Here is a 19,607-nt window from a genome sequence, read left to right as displayed (position 1 = left end):
CCCTCGGACTCGATCGCGGCGCGGGCCTTCTGCAGCTCGCCGAGCTGCTTTTTGCAATACGGTCACCAGTCACCGCTTCGAAAAAACTCCAGCACGACGGCCTTCTCGCCCCGATAGTCGGAAAGCCGGTAGGTGTTCCCTTTCGCGTCCTTGAGCTCGAAATCGGGTGCCGGCTGACCGATTTCTACGCGACCGAACGAGATGCCTGCGCCAAGAACAAGAGAGAAAAACATGAGGAGGGTGCTGCGCGCGGCCACACCGGCAATATAACACACGCCACGCAGACGACTGTGGCGCGGGGCTTACTTTCTAGTGCTCAGTGCCGTGGCGGGACCCGCGATCGCCCGGCCGCCACGGCTCGGCCTTTCCGGCGCTTCGCGCCGATCTCGCCCGCCTACGCCCCTCGGGCTTCGGCGCGGTTCCGACGAAGCCTAGGCGAAGTCGAACGGCAGAAGTCATGGCCACCGCTCGGCAGGCTGGGCTGTACTTTTTTGTCAGCCTGTTAGACCTCTTGAACCCGACGGATGATCCCACCGAGGCGGTGCAGAATTCCGTCCTCGTCGGCGTGCGCGGCCGTGCCGTTCGCCGGCGCGGTCCTTTCGCCCGACCACTCCTCGTAGGCCACGGACAAATCGGTCGAGACCTCGTTGGGATCGAGCCCCAGAGACCTGGCGTAGGCTCTAGAGAAGCTCCTGAAATAGAACTTGCCGGGGAACCGATCGAATCGCTCCATCTCCAGATCTTCGAGGTAGGCCATGCCAATCCGGGTTTCGTTGGCTATGTGACGTAGTTGAATTTGTTTGGACTCGCGCATTGTTCTGAGAGATCTACCTCGATAGGCCATTGGGAGCCTCCTTCCCCAAATCGAGATACATTCTGGGTTTTTTGCCGGAGCGGCGCTCGGCTCGAGCTATTGTTTCGGTTCGCTGGGCCAGATGTCGAGGGATGAACGACTTATGGCCACAACCCCAAGTGACGCAGCGCGGACGCTATCAGTTTGGCAACAGTATGTCAACAAGAATTCCACAGGCTAACTGCTAGAAAACCGAACCCCTGTGGAAATTACAGAGGCCCGTCGCCCGCTTCGAGCTCGGCCAGAAGATTCCTGAGTGCCTCGATCACTTCGCCTCGCTCGACCTCGCTTCTTCGAAACGTCATCTGGAGGCGAAAGGGAGTGCCACGCTCGCCATATCGAAACACGAAGTTCCTCGGCCGACCTCGTTGAGGTTTGCGCGCGCTGCGACGCGCTTGATCGCGGTTGAGCGCGCCGGCAGAGATCTTCTCGACGAGCGCCGCCATTTTTTGAGGGCTTTCTTGCCTAACTACCTGCAATAGCAACGACTTAGAGGCTATGTCGGCGAGCCGACAAAGATTCTTGATGTCTTCGGGCATCGAGTTCAGGCTCAGCGATTCGGTGACGCTCGTTCGGGATTTTCCGATCCGGGAAGCGAGAGCCTCATGAGTATAACCATGCTGATTCACGAGCATCCCAAAAGCCTCGGCCTCTTCGAATGGGGTGAGGTCTTTTCTCTGGATGTTCTCAACGAGTGCGAGCTCGATCGTTTCCTGGTCGTCGACGTCCCTGAGGACGCAGGGCAACTCCGTAAGGCCTGCTTGAAGCGCCGCCTGGTAGCGTCGCTCTCCCGAGATGATCTGATAATGCCCCTGGTAGCCGCGCACGATCAGGGGCTCGAGAATCCCCTTCTCTCGAATCGACGCCGTCAGCTCCGAAAGATCCCCCATTTGCTGGCGCGGCTGATTGGGGTTGGGATCGATTTCCTCGATCGGGATCATTCTTCCGATCGTTGCCCAACGACGGGAGTCGAGCTCCTCCACGAAATGCGCATCGTTTCGCAGCTTGATCGTGCTGGGCAATCCTGCTCTCTTAGACACGTGCCATCACCTCTTCGGAAAGGCTGTAATACTCGAACGCCCCGCTCGAATGCGGGGCGAAGCTGAATATGGACTCCTTGTATGCCGGGCTTTCTTCGAGACGGATACTCTTGCTGATGATTGTTTTGAAGACCTTGTCGCCAAACGATTCCTGAATCTTCTCGGCCACGTCTCGCGAGAGGGTCGTTCGCTTGTCATGAAGGGTGATCAATACGCCGAGCACTTGAAGCTCCGGGTTGGGACGCGATTTTACTTTGTCGAGGGTCTCCAGCAGATCATCCGTGCCCTCGAGCGCGTAGTAGGAGGACTGAATCGGGATCAGGAGGTGGGTCGCCGCCACCAGTGCATTGACGGTGATGAGTCCGAGTGTCGGCGGCGTGTCGATGATGATGAAGTCGTATAACGACCGAACCGCCTCGAGCCGGTCTCTCAGCCGAAAGTGACCGTCGAACTCTCCAATGAGCTTGCTCTCCAACTTCGCGAGGGAGATCCGCGAGGGCACGAGCACGAGATCGGGCAGAGCGGTCGGATACGAGATGTCCTTCATGCTCACGCTCGAGTCGACGAGCGCATCGTAGACCGAGCCCTCGATTCTCACGTCGTCCAGAAACGAGATCGTCGAATTCCCTTGAGGATCCATATCGACGAGGAGGGTTTTCTTCCTCTTGGCAGCGAGCGCCGCCGCGAGGTTGATGGCCGTCGTGGTCTTACCCACGCCGCCCTTCTGATTTGCGATAGTTATGACGATAGCCAAGACAGTTCTACTCCGCCTGCGACTTCCCGTCGCAAGTAACGAGATCAATGAATCGAAAATCGATAACGAGGGAGGTCTTGCCCGAGAGGTGATGCGGCCAGGCGAACCGAGTCGCCTCGACTACATCTTGTACTTGCCGAGATCGTCTGGATTGAGGCCTTCCAACCACTTCTGCAGTCTTTCGGAGTCCGTCGTTTCCTTCGTGAGATCGAGTCCCTTCGCGTTCTCGACGACCGAATCCTCGACATAAATGGGCGATTTGGTGCGAAGCGCCAGAGCGATCGCGTCGCTCGGGCGTGCGTCGATGGCGATGGTCTCGCCGGCCCGATCGAGGTAGATCATCGCGTAGAACGTGTTGTCGCGCAGATCGCTCACGACGATTCTCTGGACGTTCGCGCGAATCTCACTCAGGATGTTCTTGAGCAGGTCGTGCGTCATCGGTCGCGGCGTCGGGATGTTCTCGATTTGAAGCGCGATCGCGTTCGCCTCGAACACACCGACCCAGATCGGCAGTACCCGATCGCCCTCCTTGTCCTTCAGAATGACAATCGGCATGTTGGTGATGGGATCGATCATCAAACCCTTGATGGTCATCTCGATTTCCATGGAAGGACCCCTTTTCACACCCGACAACGACCGACACCAAATATAGGGGTGCGGTCCGACGTTGTCAATGTATTTAGTGGTTTTTTTGCCATCGCTCTCACACACAGTCAGAATCGCATATCGGTGGTCGATTCACCAAACAGACTGTTCGGCCCGGCATGAGTAATGGAAACTGAAGTCAGTTTTCCAACCAGGCTACGTTCTCCGAGAAAATTCACGACTCGATTGTCCGCACTTCGTCCCGAGAGGGCGCGAGAATCTTTCTTGCTCTCCCCTTCCACGAGGACTTCTACGGTCCTGCCGACGAGTGCTCCGTTCTTGCGGAGCTGAATCCGTCTCTGATGTTCCTGAAGCACCGAAAGACGCTCGCTCTTGACCTCGTCGGGTACGTCATCGGGTTGTTCTCGAGAGGCGAACGTGTACGGACGCTCGGAGTACTTGAATGAATAGATGCTGTCGAAGGCGACCGTGTCGACGAGCGTGAGCGTCTGGTCGAACTCGTCATCGGTCTCTCCCGGGAATCCCACGATGAGGTCCGTCGACAAAGCCAGATCGGGAACCAGCGCTCGAGAACGGTCGATCTTTTCCAGGAACTCCGCCCGCGTGTAGCCGCGATTCATCCGCTCGAGAACGGGTGTCGATCCGGACTGCACCGGAAGATGCATGTGGGGGCACAGTTTGGGCAGGTCCCTGAATCGGCGCATCAGCGGCTCCCCGAAGTCTTTCGGATGAGGGCTCGTGAAACGAATGCGCCAGAGACCCTCGACCTCGTGAACCGCGTCGATCAACGCCTCGAACGCACGCCCGTCCCCGGGATCGCGGTAGGAGTTGACGTTCTGCCCCAGAAGCTGCACCTCGCGGAACCCGGCATCGGCCAGCGCGCGCGCTTCGCGAACGATGTGGTCGACGGGTCGACACCGCTCGCGACCGCGGGTGAACGGAACGATGCAGAAAGTGCAGAAGTTATCGCAGCCTTCCATGATGGTGACGAAGGCTTTGACTCCCGCCACGCGCTCGATCTGATCGGGAGTGATGTCGAGATTCTCGGGGTGCCTTCCGACCTCGACGACCTTCTCGCTCTTTCCGATAACCGTCGCCAGCACCTCGGGAAGCTGAACCAGGCTCTGGGTGCCGAGAACGAAGTCGACCTCGGGCGCACGCTCGAAGATGGCCGCGCCTTCCTGCTGAGCGACGCAGCCGGTCACTCCCACGACGACGGAACGTCGCTTTTTCATCCGGCTGAGATTCCGCAGGCGATGAAAGACCTTCTCCTGGGCCTTTTCTCGAACGCTGCACGTGTTCAGAATGACGACATCGGCGTCGTTTTCCGTCGGCGTCGGCTCCAGACCGAGACCCCTGAGGCTTCCCGACAGCTTCTCGCTGTCGTGCACGTTCATCTGGCAGCCCCAGGTCTCGACGAAGAACTTGCCGCTCGGCTCAAACACGAACGTTTGCCTTCTTCCGGTTCAACAGCTGTCTCGCGTGCTCCCGGGCGCTCTCGGTTACGACGGCACCCGCCATCATCCGGGCAAGCTCGCCGACTCTACCATCCATGTCGAGTCGCGTGACTTCGGTCTCGGTCCTGCCCTTTCGTTCTATCTTAGCAATCCGGTAATGCGCGGGAGCGAAGCTCGCGATCTGCGGAAGATGCGTGACGCAGATGACCTGATGGGTGGCGGACAGCTCCAGGAGCTTCTCCCCCACCGCATCCGCCACTCGTCCGCCAATGCCGGCGTCCACTTCGTCGAACACGAGCGTTTTGCTCGAGGCGTCTTTGGCCGCGACGGATTTCAGGGCCAGCATGAACCGGGAGAGCTCTCCCCCAGACGCCGTCCGTGCCAACGGTCGTGGCTCCTCACCCGCATTGCCGGAAAAGAGCATCTCCACTCGGTCGAGCCCGGTCTCGCTCCATGAAGTCTCGTCTGTCTGAAGCTCGAGCACGAAGCGCGCTTTGGGCAACGCCAGGCTCGGAAGCTCCTTCATGACGGCACGCTCGAGCTCTTTCGCGGCGTTGCGACGCATGCGGGCCAGCTCTTTCGCCATCTCGCGGTAACGAGCGCGTGCGCGCTCGAGCTTCTCGACAATCTGATCGCGCCGATCGTCGGACGAGTCGATCGCCTCGAGCTCCGCGCGCGCGGAGTCGCGCCGCGAGATGGCCGAGGCCAGATCTCCACCATACTTTCTCTTGATGCGTTCCAGAATGGACAGACGGGCCTCGATCTCATCGAGCCGGCCCGGCGTCACGTCGATCTCCTGAGCATAGTCGCGGGCGTAGAAGGCAAGGTCTTCGAGCTGACTCATGATCGCTGCCCGCTCGGCCGAGTACGGCTTCCATCGTGGGTCGATCTCTCCCAGCGACTCCACGCGGCTCCAGACTCGAGCGAGTCGCGGGATCGCGGCCCCCTCTTCGTCATAGAGATCGGCATAGACTTCGTCAGCGAACGTCTTGAGCTTCTCGGCGTGGGACACGAGCTTCCTTTCCGCGGCGAGCTCCTCGTCTTCGTCACCGCGGAGCAGCGCCCCATCGAGCTCGGAAAGCTCGTGCACGAGCTCGCGTCGCCGCAGCTCACGCTCCTTGGCCGAACGCTCGCTGTCCTCGATCTCTTCCTCGAGCCGCTTTACCTCGCGGGAGCTCTCGCGAACGCTCTCGGCGAGAACCTCCATGCCGCCGAACCGGTCGAGAAGCTCCAGCCCCGCGCCCGGTGTCAGCAGGCTCGAGTTTTCCCCCTGTCCATGAATATCGGCAAGAAACGGGGCGAGGTCGCGGAGGAGCTGCCGGGGCGCCGCCACGCCGTTGACCGCAATCTTTCCGCGGCCAGTGGCCGTGAGCTCCCGACGGACGACGACCTCGTCGTCCACTTCGACCCCGGCGTCGTCGAGCCGGCACCGGAGAGCCTCGGGCACCGACGTCACCTCGAACGAAGCCTCGACGATGGCTCGATCCGAGCCGGTACGAATGATGTCGCTCGTTGCCCGCGAGCCGAGAACGAGCCCGAGGGCGTCGATGAGGATGGACTTTCCCGCGCCGGTTTCACCCGTGAGGAGGTTCAGCCCCGGCTCGAAATCGATCTCCAGGCGTTCGATGACGGCCACGTTCTGGACCCGAATCCACCGGAGCACGGATCACGTATACCACACCGACTTGTTTCACGCGGGTACAAACCGAATTCGTTGACACACCCCAAGTTCTCGTGGTAGCGTGGCCGCGGCTAACATTATCTTGTATAGCAGTTAATTCTTGTCCTGTTCGCAGGACAGCGAGCGCTCGGCACTTGCAGGATATCGGTACGACCTCGATCCAGACCGCCCCGACCCTCGATCCGTTCGCGCTCGTGGCCCACTCGGGGCCGGTCTCGATTGCCGTTCTGGTAATCCTGTTCATTTTCTCTCTCGTCTCGTGGGCGATCATTTTCAGCAAGTGGACGTCGCTTCGCCGCGCGGAATCGCATTCGGACGCTTTTCTGGAGATCTTCCGGCGCAGCAAGAAGTTCTCCGAGGTGCACGCCGTCTGCCACCAGCTCCGGATGAGTCCTCTGGTCGGTCTGTTTCTCTCCGGATACAACGAGCTCAACTATCAGCTCAAGCCCAAAGGCGGCCGAGAACAACGAGAGCCACGGATTCAGAATCTCGAGAGCGTCGCCCGCTCGCTCGTGCGGGCCACGAACGCGGAAGTGATCAAGCTCGAGCGCAGACTCACGTTTCTGGCGACGACGGGAAGCTCGACGCCGTTCATCGGACTGTTCGGGACGGTCTGGGGCATCATGAACGCGTTCCAGCGCATCGGAGCCGTGCAGTCGGCCAACATCAGCGTCGTGGCTCCGGGCGTCAGCGAAGCGCTCATCGCGACGGCCGCCGGGCTCGCCGCGGCCATCCCCGCGGTCATCTTCTACAACTATTACTTGACCTGGGTGAAGCGGCTCTCGATCCAGATGGACGATTTCGCGCTCGAGTATCTGAGCGTCATCGAGCGAAACTTCACCTGAGCCGATGGGCGGAGGCACTTCTGGCAGAGAGGGTACGAGCCGGAGTCCGTCCATCGGGGGCTCGGCAACATCGATCCTCACGGCCCGCCGCGGCGGGCAAGGGACGAACGGGGCCCTCTCCGAGATCAACGTCACGCCGTTCGTCGACGTGATGCTGGTGCTCCTGATCATCTTCATGATCACGGCCCCGATGCTGATGCGCGCCATGGACGTCAGCCTGCCGTCGGCGACGATGCGGCAGCCCGATGCCGCCGAGCGCACCGTGGTCTCGCTCGACGCCCAGGGGCGCACCTTCATCAATGACCGTGCGGTCAACGTCGATCTTCTGGAAGAACAGCTCAAGATGCGGGTGGAGGTCGAAGGCCTTCGTCTCGCCTACCTCAGAGCGGACGAAACGCTACAATACAGGGAAATCATTCGGGTGATGGACATCATGAAACGGGCGGGCATCGACACCGTTGGCCTCGCCTACGTCTACCCGGAAGAGCGTGGCGCACGATGAGACCGAGAACCAGCTCCTCCAACGACGGTTTCAAGAGAATGCTCGGCTGGTCGCTCGTGGCACACCTTTCCGTTCTCGTTCTCGCCGGGGTGGCGGCGAGCTTTCAACCGACGCGGGGAGAGCTTCCCGTTCCCGTCGGTACGTTCATCAACGTGAGCCTGGGCGATTCCGGGCCGAATCCGGGAATGGGCGGCGGGCCGCCAAAGGAAACTCCAGAGCCTCCCGCGCCGAAGACGCCCGAGCCCGAGCCGGAGCCCGAGCCCGAGCCGAAAGTGGTGCGACCGACGGTAGAGCAACGCGAGGAGCTCCCTCTTCCGGATGCGCCCGTGCGACGCTCACCCGATCGCAAACCGGCTCAGGATTCCGGACTTCGCGGCCAGGACGCGGCGAGCGCGGAATCGGCCCAGCTGAGAACCGCGGGTCCTCCGGGCCTCGGCCTCGGTGGCACCGGGGGAGGCTCCGCGTTCGACCAGGACTTCGAGTACGCCTATTACGTTCGCCAGATGCTCGCGAAGATCCACCAGCACTGGCAGCGCACCGCCGTCCGCGGCACGGCCGTCGTCGTCATTCGGTTCACGATCGCGAGGGATGGGAGCGTGCTCGACGCCGAGGTCGAAACGTCGAGCGGGGTGTCGATCCTGGACCGATCCTCCCTGCGTGCCGTCGTGCTTTCCGAGCCGCTCCCTCCCCTGCCCAACTCCTACCCGAGGGATCAGGTCGGCGTCCATCTTCGTTTCACCTATACGGATCAACCATGAGAACACCATGAAACACTTGTTCAAAGCGTTCACCATCGTCTCCGCGATTGCTTTCGCCGCGGCCTATCTCTCGGGATCGGTTCACTCGAGCGCGGGGTTTCAGGAGCAAACGCTCGCCCAGCCTTCGAGCGGGGATTGGTTCCTCAACCTCGAACGGCCGGGGCGATCCGTCGCCATGGCCATTCCCGATTTCGAGATTCTCACGAGCGATGCCACCGAGCCGGGCAAGACGATCACCGAGGTCGTTTGGAACGACATGGACTTCGCTTCCGTCTATCGTCTCGTTCCCAAACGGAACTACTCGATCGCCCAGGCGTCTTCCGATCCGAGGAAACCTGATTTCTACCAATGGGAGTCCATCGGCGCCGACATCCTCGTCCGGGGAGTCGTCGAAGCACGGGAGGGTCGGCTGATCTCCGAAGTGAGAATCTACGCGATCCTCGCTCAGGAGATGGTCTTCGGCAAGAGGTACGAAGGGCCGCTGACCGCGTCGCGCCGGATGGCGCACCGCATCGCCGACGACATCCTGCTTCAAGCCGGGAACTATCGCGGAATCAATCAAACGAAGCTCGCTTTCGCGAGCGATCGTCGCGGTGAGAACAGCAAAGAGATCTACATCATGGACTACGACGGCTTCGGCCAGAAGCCGATCACCGCGAACCGTTCGTTGAACTTGACACCCACGTGGTCACCCGACGGGCAGGCGCTCGCCTACATCTCCTACCGCACGGGCACCCCATCGCTCTTTCGCGCGTTCCTCTACGAGGGGCGGGGCGACACCATCGCGACCGGTGAAGGAATGACGTTCTCCCCCGCCTGGTCTCCCGATGGCAAGCAGATCGCTTTCACCTCGACCCGCGACGGAAACTCCGAGATCTATATCGCGAACGCCGATGGAGGCAACGTTCGGCGCCTCACGCATCACCCGCAGATCGATACGTCGCCGTGCTGGTCGCCGACCGGAACCGAGATCGCCTTCACCTCGGATCGCACCGGCGCACCCCAAATCTATGCGATGGACACCGAGGGATTGAATTTGCGGCGAATCTCTTACCAGGGCAGCTACAACGATGGTCCGAGCTGGTCCCCCTCGCGCGAGTACAGCGAGATCGCCTTCGCATCGCGGATCGAGCGCGGGCCGTTCGACATCGTCGTCTACGACTTTCAGACGAATCAGATCCGGCAGCTCACGACCGGCCGGGGAAGCAACGAGAGCCCGGAGTGGTCTCCCAACGGGCTCCATCTGGTATTCACGACCACGAGAACGGGCAGCAGCCAGGTGTTTACCATGAACCGCGACGGAAGCAATTTGCGGCAGCTCACCCGAGACGGCAACAACACCACGCCGAACTGGGGGCCCATCGCGGGGCAGGACTCATGAGGCTCGAGCGCGCCCGAACGGAGGAACGATGCGAATGAAAATGAGAGCACTCGTGTCGCTCGCGGCCCTCCTGGCGCTTGGTTGGATGGCAGGGTGCGGCGGCAAATCGGACCGGCCTCCGGCAACGACGTCGGGACCACCTCGCTCGACCACGGCTCCGCGGCCGGTGACAACGCCGAGCGACGTCAACCGAATCGACGAAGGGGCCTCCGACGATTCTCTCCTCTCCCTCGACGATCCCGACAACATCCACGGACGAACGCTGGAACAGATCAACGAGAATTCCCCGCTCGAGGATGTCCGGTTCGAGTACGACAGCGCGGTCCTCAGCGACGCGGCGCGGGCGACTCTCGATCGACATGCCGAATGGCTCTCGACGCGTTATCCCAACGTCACCCTGCTCATCGAAGGCCATTGTGACGAACGGGGCACGGTCGAGTACAATCTGGCCCTGGGAGAGCGGCGGGCGAGTGCCGTATTCGGTTACCTCGTCAGCCTCGGCATCAACTCAGGGCGGCTGAAGACGATCAGTTACGGGAAGGAGTTTCCCCTCGACCCCGGGCACGACGAGGCGGCCTGGGGACGCAATCGCCGCGCTCACTTCGAGCTTACGGGAAAATGACGAAGACGTGTTTGATTGCCATCGCCCTCACCGGCGCTGCCTCCGTGGCTTCCGCCCAGAAGAAGGAAGACATCATTCTCTCCGAATTGAGGCAGATCCGGGCGCTGCTCGCGGAGCTTCAGACGTCACAAGCGGCTCTCGAAGCAGCCATGAAAACGCTACAGGCTCAGGCGGATGAGCGGGAAAGCGCCGAGCGAAAGACGATCGCCGACTCTCGGCTAACACTCGAGAGCATCCAGCGGGATCTCTCCGTACTTTCCGAGCGGGTGGACGAGACCAACTCGCGACTCGGAAACCTGGGTCAGGAAATCGCCTCGATTCGGGCGAGCCAACAACCCTTGGTTGTTCCCCCGGTCGACGTGGGTAGCGGGGAAGCGGGTGCCGGCGAGGTGGAAGCGGCCGAAGAATCGCCGCCTCCGGCCGTCGCCGCAGCGGTACCGAGCATCACCGACATCTACAACCAGGCTCGCATCGACTATACGCAGGGGCGCTACCCGCTCGCGATCTCCGGGTTCAAGGAAGTTCTCGAGCTCGACCGCAGTGGCGAGCTGGCCGACAACGCCCATTACTGGACCGGGGAGTGCTATCTCAACCAGAACCAGTTCGAACGAGCGATCGAGGCGTTCGATACCATCATCCGGAAATACCCCGATTCGAACAAACTGCCGGACGCTTATCTGAAGAAGGCCATGACGCTGGAGCAGATGAACCGGATGTCGGAGGCGCTGACCAACTACGAGCTCGTCATCAGTCAGTTCCCGCGCTCGCCCCAGGAGCGGGTAGCGCGAAGAAGGCTGGAGGCACTCATGAGGACGACAATCCCCAGGCCTCAGTAGGTCGTGTTGAAGCCGTGAAAATCGATTGATACTCAGTACCCGGGAGGATTCATGCGAGGGGTCAATAAAGTTATTCTGGTCGGGAACCTGGGAAGGGATCCGGAGGTTCGCTATACCCGCGACGGAACCCCGGTCGCCAACTTGAACGTCGCCACGACGGAATCCTGGAACGACCAGCAGGGTCAGCGCCAGGATCGAACCGAATGGCACCGGGTCGTCGCCTGGGGAAAGCTTGCGGAGATCGCCAAGGAATATCTCACCAAGGGCCAGCAGGTCTATCTGGAGGGCCGGCTGCAGACGCGCTCCTGGGAGGACAAGGACGGCAACAAGCGCTATACGACCGAGATCCGCGTCGATCAGATGGTGATGCTCGGCGGCCGCGGCGGCGGCGACCGTCCGCCCCGAGACTCGGGGCCGCCTCCCGACGTATCGGAGTTCAAGAGCGAGCCATTCGAAGCGACCGATAGCGACGTCCCGTTCTGAGCGAGCAATATTCCGGTAACGGGCTTTCCGAATCGGCTTCCGTTTTCTACAATAGAAGGGTCCCAGAAAAACGGAATCGAAGCCTCGAGGAGGCCCATGCGCGCAACACATACCTCCTATCTCGAAGCCCGTCCCCCGACTCGCGAGCCACGCCGTGTGTGGTTGTGGCTGACCTTTCTGATTCCACTGACCATCATCGCCTCTCTGGCTCTTGTCGTGGCCCTCGGGCTGTTTTTCAACATGACGGGCGAAGTGCTCGCACCCACGGCGGAGGAGGAGGCTCTCGTCCTCGACATCGATCACCTCTCGGACTGGATGGTCGACTACGTTCCCGACTTCGCGCGGGAAACGCTGACCAAGACGCGCTACCTCGACAGATCCTACGAGCTCGACTACACCTACGACGTACCCGACGACGAGAACGCCCCCTATCTCTCTTACACGCTGACTTTCGAGCCGAGTCAAACCGATGCCGGCCGGACCTACGTCTCCTACTGGAGCGGCACACGCGTCGCCTTCTTCGCATTCGGGACGTCCGACGTCACCATCGACGAGAGAAACGACCTCTTCCGCTGGGGCGACGAGTCTCGATTCGGTCTTTTGACCACCGAGGGGCAGCCTTTCGGAAACGTCTTCGTGGCACGCGAAGGAAACCGGGTCGTCTACTTCCTGATCTCGGGCCTGTATTTCGACGACGCCGAGCAAATCACGGCGCTCCTGGACCCCTACTTGAAGCGGCTCAGGGGCTACTCCGATACGTAGCAGGGCGCCTTATCTTGGCCGAACTTCCATTCGCGCATCGGGCTGCAGCATGCTCACACGGTTACCTTCGGTGTCGAGAAAAGAAACGTAGAGACCGACACCCGGGATCGCCATTGGCTCACCGAGCACTTCGCCGCCGGCCTCGGTCACCTTCTCGATCGATTTCTGTACGTCGTCGACCGCGATTACCACCGACGGGTGCTGAGCCGGCCAGTCCGGTCTTCTCGGGTAAAAGCCGCCGTTGATGGCGCCCGGCTTCCTGGGGCCGTTCTCGTCGGACTCGGTCGTCGTGACGAGAACGTATTCCCCCATCTCGGGACCGAGCATCTCGGTCTTCCAGCCGAACGCCTTGCCGTAGAAATTCGCCATGCGGTCTCTGTCGTCCGCCGGCATTTCGAAATGGACCACCGAGCTCATCTTGCTCATATCGTTCTGCTCCTTGCCATCCGCCCCCCCAAAAATCGGGGGAATTCTGTCTCTCAACACTTGGACGGTTCCCGAGGGAGAGAATCATCGGTCCAGAAGCCGATGCCTCGATTTCCTCGGAGACGGGGAAGGCAGAGAGTACGACTTCAACGCGCCCGGTCAGGGACGCAACTTTCCGCGTAGCCGCGACCAGAGCTTGCCGCCTGTCGAAGTCTCTCCGCGGAGGGCACGGAGTCGCTCGTGGGCGCGCTGGTTGTCGGGATCCAGACTGACGGCGTTCTCGTACATCTTGCGCGCCCGGGTCGTCAGTCCCGACGACTCGTAGAGCTCGCCGAGATCGACGTAGGTCAGCGGGTCGAGCTTGTTCAGCCGGAGCGCCAGCTGGAAGTGCTCTTCCGCTTGTTTTTTCCATTTCGGGTTTCTCGCGAGGGCACGAGCGAGCAGGCGATGATAGTCGGCCCGGGAGTCGTCGAGACGGACCGCGTTCTTCAGCTCCTCGATCGCCTCGTGGAAGCGCTGCTGGTGGAAGAACCGCTCCCCGTTCGCGTAATGCAGAATCGCCGCCTCGAGAGGGTCGTAGGTAGCCTTGGCGATATTCCTTTCTTCGTTCTTTCGAGACGGTCCCCGCCCGATTCCCGCTCTTTGCTGTAGCGAGAAGTCGTATCGCCTGCGCTCGCCGTCATTGGACAGTACTTCGTAGGCTTCCTTCACCCGCAGATAAAGGTCGTCCAGCGCCCCCTCGGGGTCGTCGAGATTCAGACTCGTGCGGTGATCCGGGTGAAGCTTCTTCGCCAGAGTGAAGTATTTCGCTTTGATCTCGTCCTTGCTCGCTTGCGCCGATACCTCCAGGAGCTCGTAGTGGGTTGCTTCTTTCGAGTGCTGGTGTTTGGCTATCATCTCGTCACGGAAACGAACGAGCTCCGGCGGGAGGCTCGGCTCCGGTGGAGGCGCCGGCGCCGGCGGTTCGCGGTCTTCAGCAGGCCGAACGTTCCAATCGATCTCGAGAAGACCGGCGACGAATAGCGCATAAATGCATCTCAGGGTTTGGTCCTCACCGAGCGGGGACAGATTCGCGATCTCCGCGACGGAGCTCTCCCCGTCCACCCGGGACAACACGAAGCCCTCCTCGGGCGTGAGCTCGAGAGCAGGGTCCACTCCCCTGGCCGCATCGGTCTGGGGGACCACCGAATCCAGATCCCCGAGAAGCTCACGCACCCGGTTCGCGTCGCTGACCCGCCGCACTCCCTCAAGAAGGAGCTTCCGCGTGGACAGGTCTCCTCGCTCCAGATCGGAATCGAGGGGCGCGAGCTCTGGCTCCACGCGGTACGTTCCCGAAGGCCACTCCAGAAGGGAGTGCACGATCGAGGTCACTTGTTGCCGCACGCGGCGATCGAGATCGTCCGCGGTCAGGTAGCCCATCTTTACCAGCGTGGCTCCGAGGCGAATATTGGAGCTCGCGCGGAGCCGGCACGCATAATCGAGCTCGGCACGCGTCAGCTTGCCGGCGCGGACGAGCCGTTCTCCCAGCCGCTCCTCGGCTACATCGGAGCTCGCGAAGACTACATTGCCGTTCCTGAAGTAAACCCGCTTCGTGGTCGTGCCGTTGGAAAACGCGAGCCCGCCTGATTCGCCCCGGGAGCCGGCATTCAGCAGTACTTCGGTGAGCGGACTCGCGACTGCCGTTCTCATGGTTGGGGAGGTGGATCCTGCCGTATTGGTGCCCCGTGCGTCAAGCCACGTTTTGGCGCTGCTATTTGCTTGTGAGCGCGATGACTCCGTCCCAGCCAGGTGGAGGCTGCCGCTGGAATTTGAGGATGTAGGAGGTCAGGAAATCCTTTCCATGGTCCCACGGTGGAACTTCGTGCAGCAGCGTGAACGACTCGTCCCACCGCCCCTCGACGAATGCATCGAGCGCCTTCTCGTATTGCCGCACGCTCGCTTCGTTCAGCACATTCGGTTCTTCACCTTTCGGCAGAAGCTCGCTCACCATGACGGGACGGTCCATCCCGTAGGGCGTGACGCGAACCAGACGGCGGAAACGCACGTCCCCCTCGGAGACCCGCTCGACCGTACGTTCGTCCACGAGTATCGGCACGCGAAGCGTCTTCGTGAACCCCTCGAGGCGTGACGCCAGGTTCACGACGGGGCCGAAGACGTCGATCTTGAATTGACCCGCGGTGCCCAGCCGCCCGGCCACGGCGTCACCGGTCGCGATCCCGATCCCGCAGCGGAATCCCGATAGGGGATCCCCTTTCCGCTCCGCCGCGTTGGCAAACCGTTGCCGGATCTCGACCGCGGCGCGGCAGGCCTCGAGGGCGTCGGTCTCGTCGTCGAGCGGCCAGCCCCAAAACGCGAGCGCGGCGTCGCCCTGGAAATCTCCGATGACGCCCCGGTGCGAATGGATGCACTTCGTCATCACATCGAGCGCGCGGCTCACACGGTGCAGGAGCCCCATGAGATCGTCCCGCGACCGCTCGGCCTCGCGGCTGAAGCCGCGGAGATCGCAAAAGAGCACCGTCACCTCGGTCTGCCGAGGTTCGAGGGCCTTCTCCCCTTCGGGGCTTGCGAGAATGGGAAGCGTCACCGGTGAGAAGAACCGGCCGAGAGCGGTCTGCTGCCGCTCCAGGGACTGGAAATCGCGCATCGCCCCGAGAAGATCGGCGACCAGCTCGGTGAACTTGACGTCGGGACGCAGATCGAATCCCGTGTCCCCGGCGGTTCCCACGACGTAAATGCCCCAACCTTCGCAGGCAGCCCCGGGCACCGGCGTACAATACGCCCAGTCGATCGCATCGGTCATCGTGTAAGCGGAGCTCTTGTCGGCGTTCCCTCCCCAGAGGCTCCTCACACTCTGCCGCCGATCCCTGATCGCCTCCAGGATGAGCCGGCGGCTGGGTTTGAGCTCCGGACCCGCCTTGCGCGTGTCCCAGTGGAAGATCTCGATGGCTTCGGTATCGGGTACGACCCGGACGATACCGACGGCCTGCGCCGCCGCGATCCCTTCGAGCAGGAGCAGTACGAGCCGAGAGAACAGATCCTCGTCGCTCGATGCTCGCCTCAAGACCTCGGGAATCGACGCAAGGACCGCGATCCGTTCGTCCGCGTCGCGGTAACGCGTGCTCTTGATCTCCGCCATGGTAAAGCCCACGGTCTCGAGCGGAGTCGGGTCCTCGTGCCCCACATCGACCCGGTCTTCGATCAGCGAAAACGTCGTCGTCCCGATGACGAAATGCTCACCGAGGCCCATCGAGAAACGCTCCCGCGCCGTGCCCTTGAAGAAGATAGGATTCTTGCTGCCGCTCATGCGCGAAACCTCGAGCTCACCTTCAGCCCAGCGGAGATCGGCGTGGTTTCGGGAAAGGCTCGCTTCCCAGGCGATGGTGAACGGATCGATCGATTCTCCGCCCGTCGGTTGTCTACCCAACCGGATCAGCCGATCGACTCGGAGATGGAAGGAGGCCTCCTCGTTGGCCGGGCTGCGGGCGACGAGCTTCGGCATCGCGCTAGAACCGTGTGCGCGTCAGGCGGAAGAGAAGCGCCCAGAGCGTCATCACCAGCAGAAGCCCGAATCCCGCCGCGATCCTACCCAGAGTCGTGAACTCGGACACCAGCTCCGTCAGCGGCGACAGAGCGGCTGTCCTGTCGTGCTGCACAATGGCGGCCCAGTCCGCGTTACTGCCCAACCGCAGACTGGCGGCGAAAAAGCCCCGGCCGGGCCGAAGAGGATCCCGATAGTCCTCCACGCGCCCGGCATCCATGAGCCGTCGCACGACGGGTGTCTCGAAATAGGCTTGTCGAGCCAAGGGAAGTCTCGGCGAGTCCTCGTCGGGACAAGGATGTCGGACGAGCTGGCCGCGATTGAGCAGAACGGCGAAACGCGTGGGGCAGCCCGTCTCGTTCGGAGGGCCCTCGGCATCCGCCAGCCATTGGTTGAAGGTATCGAGGTGCAAGGTGGCGGCCAGTACCCCGATCGTCCCGCCTTCCGAAAGCACCGGGCTCGATACGCTGACGAGAATTGGATTCCCCGCCGCCGTGCTCTCGAAGGCGAGCGTGATGCCCGTCGTCCTTCTCGGCCTCGCGATCGGATCGGCGCGCTCCGGGTCGACGTCCTCGACCCCGGTAAACCATTCGCGATAGGCGTAGCGCGCGCCCACGACGCGCTCATCGAACGGCGCCCGGGCGACGACCACGGCGTTTTCGTCGGCAAGCACCCAGTTGTGAAAGTAGCGTTCGCGATAATCGTCGTACAGCCCCTCGATGTAGCGCTGCAAGGCGACTTCGCTCGCCCGTTCGCTCAGGAGCTTTCGGAGCTCCGGCTGCTCGGATTCTCTCTCCACCCTTCGTTGCACCGCGGACAAATTCTGATCGACGACCGCGCCAATGAGCTCGACGTAGCCCGAGGCGCTCGCGAGCGTTTGCGCGGTCAGCGCTTCGGTCGCGCGGGAGGCGGCCTGATAGCGCGCCCACACGCCGACACCCGCGAGGGCGACGAGGAGCGCGAGGGGCCCCAGGACACCGAGGACGACCAGGGGTTTGCGAGTCTTTTGCCGTTCCCGTGAATCGAGAGCCTCCAGCACCTGAGGAACGTTCTGAAAACGCTCCTCGGGATCCTTCTTCAGGCAGCGATCGACGATCTCGACGAGAGTCCGATCCGCTCCTTCGATGTGATGATGGCTCGACGGGGCCGGCGATTCCGCGATGAGCCTCCGGTATCTCTCGATACGTTCGCGGGTGGAGCGGCTGCTCGCCAGCTCGTCACTCGCCGTTTCCGTCGAGTAAGGTGGCTTGCCCGTCAGCATGGTAAAGACCAGAGCACCCAGGGAATAGATGTCGGAGCGCACGTCGGGCCGGGCGCCATGTTCGGTCTGTTCCGGCGCCATATAAAAGAGCGTCCCCAAGGCCGGACCGGTCTCACTGCTGAGCCGGGCCTGGCCGAAGTCGGCGAGACGTATCTGGTTGCGGTCGTCGAGCAGCACGTTCGCGGGTTTCAGATCGCAGTGAAGGATGGCCTTTCCATGCAGGTAAACGAGCGCTTCGGCGACCTCGCGGAAGACGTCGACGGCTTCTCGAATCGAAAGCGCGCTTCCCGCTAGCCGTTCGGCGAGCGAGCCTCCGGGAAGGTACTCCATGACGTAGTACGGCGGGTCGGCGTCCCAGCCGACCTGCAGCAGATGCACGACGCGCCGTTCGCTCAGCACTTCGACGAGCTTTTCCACTTCTCTCTTGAGCAGCGGCCAATCGAGACCCTTGTAGCGGGAGAAGAACTTGATGGCGACCTTTCGGCCGGTGTTCTCGTGCGTGGCGAGCCAGACCTCGCCGTAAGAGCCCGAGCCAAGGCGCCTTTCGACCGCGTAGCCTGGCGCTTCGGGATTCAGAGGGGCTTCGCTGCGATCCTTCGAATCGGCGCGCTGAGCGTCGTCCTGAACGACCGTCTCGTCGATGGGTTCGCTCGAAGAGTCTTTCATCTTTCTTGCTCAATGCCGTGGCGGGACCCGTCGTCTACCGGCCACCACAGCTTCTTCATATTGTCTCGCAAGATCGCGCGAAACTTTGCAACGAAACCCATGGCGCGGTTTCGATCCAACTCCCCTAGGGACAGCGCCACTCATTCTCTGAGCGCGCGGACCGGATCGGTCGTGGCCGCGCGAAGTGCGGGCACCGCGCACGCGACGAAAGCGCACAACGCAAGAAGCACGCTCGACGCCATCAACGCAAGGGGGTCGAACGGTCCGACCCCGAACAGGAGGCCGGCGAGGAGTCGCTTCAGCGGGAAAAGCCCGAGCCCTCCGATCACGAGCCCGATTGCGAGAAGCGCGGCGCCGTCTTTCCAGACGAGCATCGCAACGTCCCACGCTCTCGCTCCGAACGCCATGCGAACACCGAGCTCTTGCGAGCGCTGTGAAACGGAGTAGGCGAGAACGCCGTAGACGCCGATGGCGGCGAGAAAGACGGCCGCTCCCGCGAACAGACCGAGCACGAACGTGTTGTGCCGGCGCCCCGCCAGACGCTCATCGAGGATCGACGCGACCGTTTCGACGCCCGCCACCGGGATCCGATCGTCGCGCTGCCAGATAGCCTCCCTCATGGCGGGAAAGAGCGACTCGGGCGAAAGCGGCGAGCGAAACAGAACCGTCATGAAACGGGTGGGATTTTGGCGAAGAGGGAGAAACGTCTTCGGACGAATGCCGCGATCGGGTCCCAGCTGCCGGACGTCACCGACCACGCCGACGACGGTCATCCACTCGGTTTCGGTGTCGGGATTCGTGCCGTAGGCCATGCGTCGGCCGACAGGGCTCACCCCGGGCCAATACTTCTCCGCCATCGTTCGATTGACGATGACGACCCGAGCGCCGTCCTCGTCGTCGCCGCTATCGAAGTCTCGGCCCTGGAGAAGCGGGATGCCGGCGGTCGAAAAGTAACCCGGGCTCACGGAGGCGATGAACGCGGCCTCGATGTCGTTCTTGTCCACCGCTCGACCCTCGATCGTGAACGGTGACGCGCCCGACAAGGTGCCTCCGAGAAACCCGCTCGCGGCGGCAACGCGCTCGACGCCCGGCAATGCCGCGAGGTCGTCGATCACGGTCTCATAGAAACGGCCGAT

General features: G+C 62.1%; 19 protein-coding genes and 1 pseudogene. 8 read left to right on the top strand and 12 right to left on the bottom strand.

The features are described from left to right. Positions 1–80: 80 nt before the first annotated feature. The 7 genes and pseudogenes from VEK15_16140 to recN form a co-directional block, all read right to left on the bottom strand. A pseudogene (locus tag VEK15_16140) lies at positions 81–233 on the bottom strand (redoxin domain-containing protein). 269 nt (positions 234–502) lie between these two features. Beyond that, positions 503–814, bottom strand: a complete 312-nt coding sequence (locus VEK15_16135) for a helix-turn-helix transcriptional regulator (GenBank protein ID HXV62231.1) — start codon at positions 812–814, stop codon at positions 503–505. A 248-nt stretch (positions 815–1,062) separates the two neighbouring features. Then, entirely contained in the window at positions 1,063–1,875 is an 813-nt protein-coding gene (locus VEK15_16130) for a ParB/RepB/Spo0J family partition protein (GenBank protein ID HXV62230.1), read from the bottom strand. A gap of 10 nt (positions 1,876–1,885) precedes the next feature. Beyond that, a complete protein-coding gene (locus tag VEK15_16125) occupies positions 1,886–2,647 on the bottom strand; it encodes a ParA family protein (GenBank protein ID HXV62229.1) in 762 nt (253 codons plus the stop codon). A gap of 120 nt (positions 2,648–2,767) precedes the next feature. Continuing rightward, complete coding sequence (locus tag VEK15_16120; GenBank protein ID HXV62228.1) at positions 2,768–3,253, bottom strand: bifunctional nuclease family protein; 486 nt, start codon at positions 3,251–3,253, stop codon at positions 2,768–2,770. A gap of 107 nt (positions 3,254–3,360) precedes the next feature. Further along, positions 3,361–4,698, bottom strand: a complete 1,338-nt coding sequence (gene miaB, locus VEK15_16115) for a tRNA (N6-isopentenyl adenosine(37)-C2)-methylthiotransferase MiaB (GenBank protein ID HXV62227.1) — start codon at positions 4,696–4,698, stop codon at positions 3,361–3,363. Then, on the bottom strand, positions 4,691–6,373 hold the full coding sequence (recN, locus tag VEK15_16110; protein ID HXV62226.1) for a DNA repair protein RecN: 1,683 nt from the start codon (positions 6,371–6,373) through the stop codon (positions 4,691–4,693). Before recN ends, miaB begins: the two co-directional genes overlap by 8 nt. A gap of 152 nt (positions 6,374–6,525) precedes the next feature. Here recN and VEK15_16105 point away from each other — a divergent pair, with 152 nt between their 5' ends. The 8 genes from VEK15_16105 to VEK15_16070 all read left to right on the top strand — a co-directional run bounded on the left by VEK15_16105 (position 6,526) and on the right by VEK15_16070 (position 12,580). Then, positions 6,526–7,236 carry a MotA/TolQ/ExbB proton channel family protein gene (locus tag VEK15_16105; protein HXV62225.1) on the top strand — a complete coding sequence of 237 codons (711 nt, stop codon included), beginning with the start codon at positions 6,526–6,528 and terminating at the stop codon, positions 7,234–7,236. A 4-nt stretch (positions 7,237–7,240) separates the two neighbouring features. Beyond that, the gene (locus tag VEK15_16100) at positions 7,241–7,738 is read left to right on the top strand and encodes a biopolymer transporter ExbD (GenBank protein HXV62224.1); all 498 of its coding nucleotides are present in this window, start codon (positions 7,241–7,243) and stop codon (positions 7,736–7,738) included. Next, entirely contained in the window at positions 7,735–8,496 is a 762-nt protein-coding gene (locus VEK15_16095) for an energy transducer TonB (GenBank protein HXV62223.1), read from the top strand. The genes VEK15_16100 and VEK15_16095 overlap by 4 nt, the downstream gene beginning before the upstream one ends. Positions 8,497–8,503: 7 nt before the next feature. Further along, a complete protein-coding gene (gene tolB / locus VEK15_16090; GenBank protein HXV62222.1) occupies positions 8,504–9,877 on the top strand; it encodes a Tol-Pal system beta propeller repeat protein TolB in 1,374 nt (457 codons plus the stop codon). A gap of 34 nt (positions 9,878–9,911) precedes the next feature. Beyond that, complete coding sequence (locus VEK15_16085; GenBank protein HXV62221.1) at positions 9,912–10,499, top strand: OmpA family protein; 588 nt, start codon at positions 9,912–9,914, stop codon at positions 10,497–10,499. Continuing rightward, complete coding sequence (ybgF, locus tag VEK15_16080) at positions 10,496–11,335, top strand: tol-pal system protein YbgF (GenBank protein HXV62220.1); 840 nt, start codon at positions 10,496–10,498, stop codon at positions 11,333–11,335. The genes VEK15_16085 and ybgF overlap by 4 nt, the downstream gene beginning before the upstream one ends. Before the next feature lie 51 nt (positions 11,336–11,386). Continuing rightward, positions 11,387–11,818 carry a single-stranded DNA-binding protein gene (locus VEK15_16075; GenBank protein ID HXV62219.1) on the top strand — a complete coding sequence of 144 codons (432 nt, stop codon included), beginning with the start codon at positions 11,387–11,389 and terminating at the stop codon, positions 11,816–11,818. Positions 11,819–11,914: 96 nt separating this feature from the next. After that, positions 11,915–12,580 carry a hypothetical protein gene (locus VEK15_16070; protein ID HXV62218.1) on the top strand — a complete coding sequence of 222 codons (666 nt, stop codon included), beginning with the start codon at positions 11,915–11,917 and terminating at the stop codon, positions 12,578–12,580. Between the two features lie 9 nt (positions 12,581–12,589). Here the strand turns inward: VEK15_16070 and VEK15_16065 are convergent, their stop codons facing one another. From VEK15_16065 to VEK15_16045, 5 genes are all read right to left on the bottom strand, one after another. Further along, positions 12,590–13,006 carry a VOC family protein gene (locus tag VEK15_16065; GenBank protein ID HXV62217.1) on the bottom strand — a complete coding sequence of 139 codons (417 nt, stop codon included), beginning with the start codon at positions 13,004–13,006 and terminating at the stop codon, positions 12,590–12,592. A 159-nt stretch (positions 13,007–13,165) separates the two neighbouring features. Continuing rightward, entirely contained in the window at positions 13,166–14,695 is a 1,530-nt protein-coding gene (locus VEK15_16060; GenBank protein ID HXV62216.1) for a DUF4388 domain-containing protein, read from the bottom strand. Between the two features lie 61 nt (positions 14,696–14,756). After that, positions 14,757–16,505, bottom strand: coding sequence for an adenylate/guanylate cyclase domain-containing protein (locus tag VEK15_16055; protein HXV62215.1), 1,749 nt, complete (start codon positions 16,503–16,505; stop codon positions 14,757–14,759). Between the two features lie 4 nt (positions 16,506–16,509). Next, positions 16,510–18,471: a serine/threonine protein kinase gene (locus VEK15_16050; GenBank protein ID HXV62214.1), complete on the bottom strand. Its 1,962-nt coding sequence runs from the start codon at positions 18,469–18,471 to the stop codon at positions 16,510–16,512. Between the two features lie 140 nt (positions 18,472–18,611). Beyond that, positions 18,612–19,607, bottom strand: a 996-nt coding sequence (locus tag VEK15_16045) for an ABC transporter permease (GenBank protein HXV62213.1), incomplete at its 5' end; no start/stop codon positions are given.

Source organism: Vicinamibacteria bacterium, from assembly GCA_035620555.1.
Lineage (GTDB): Bacteria > Acidobacteriota > Vicinamibacteria > Marinacidobacterales > SMYC01 > DASPGQ01.
Note: the sequence above shows the minus strand (reverse complement) of the source record. Positions and strands in the feature narration are given on the sequence as shown.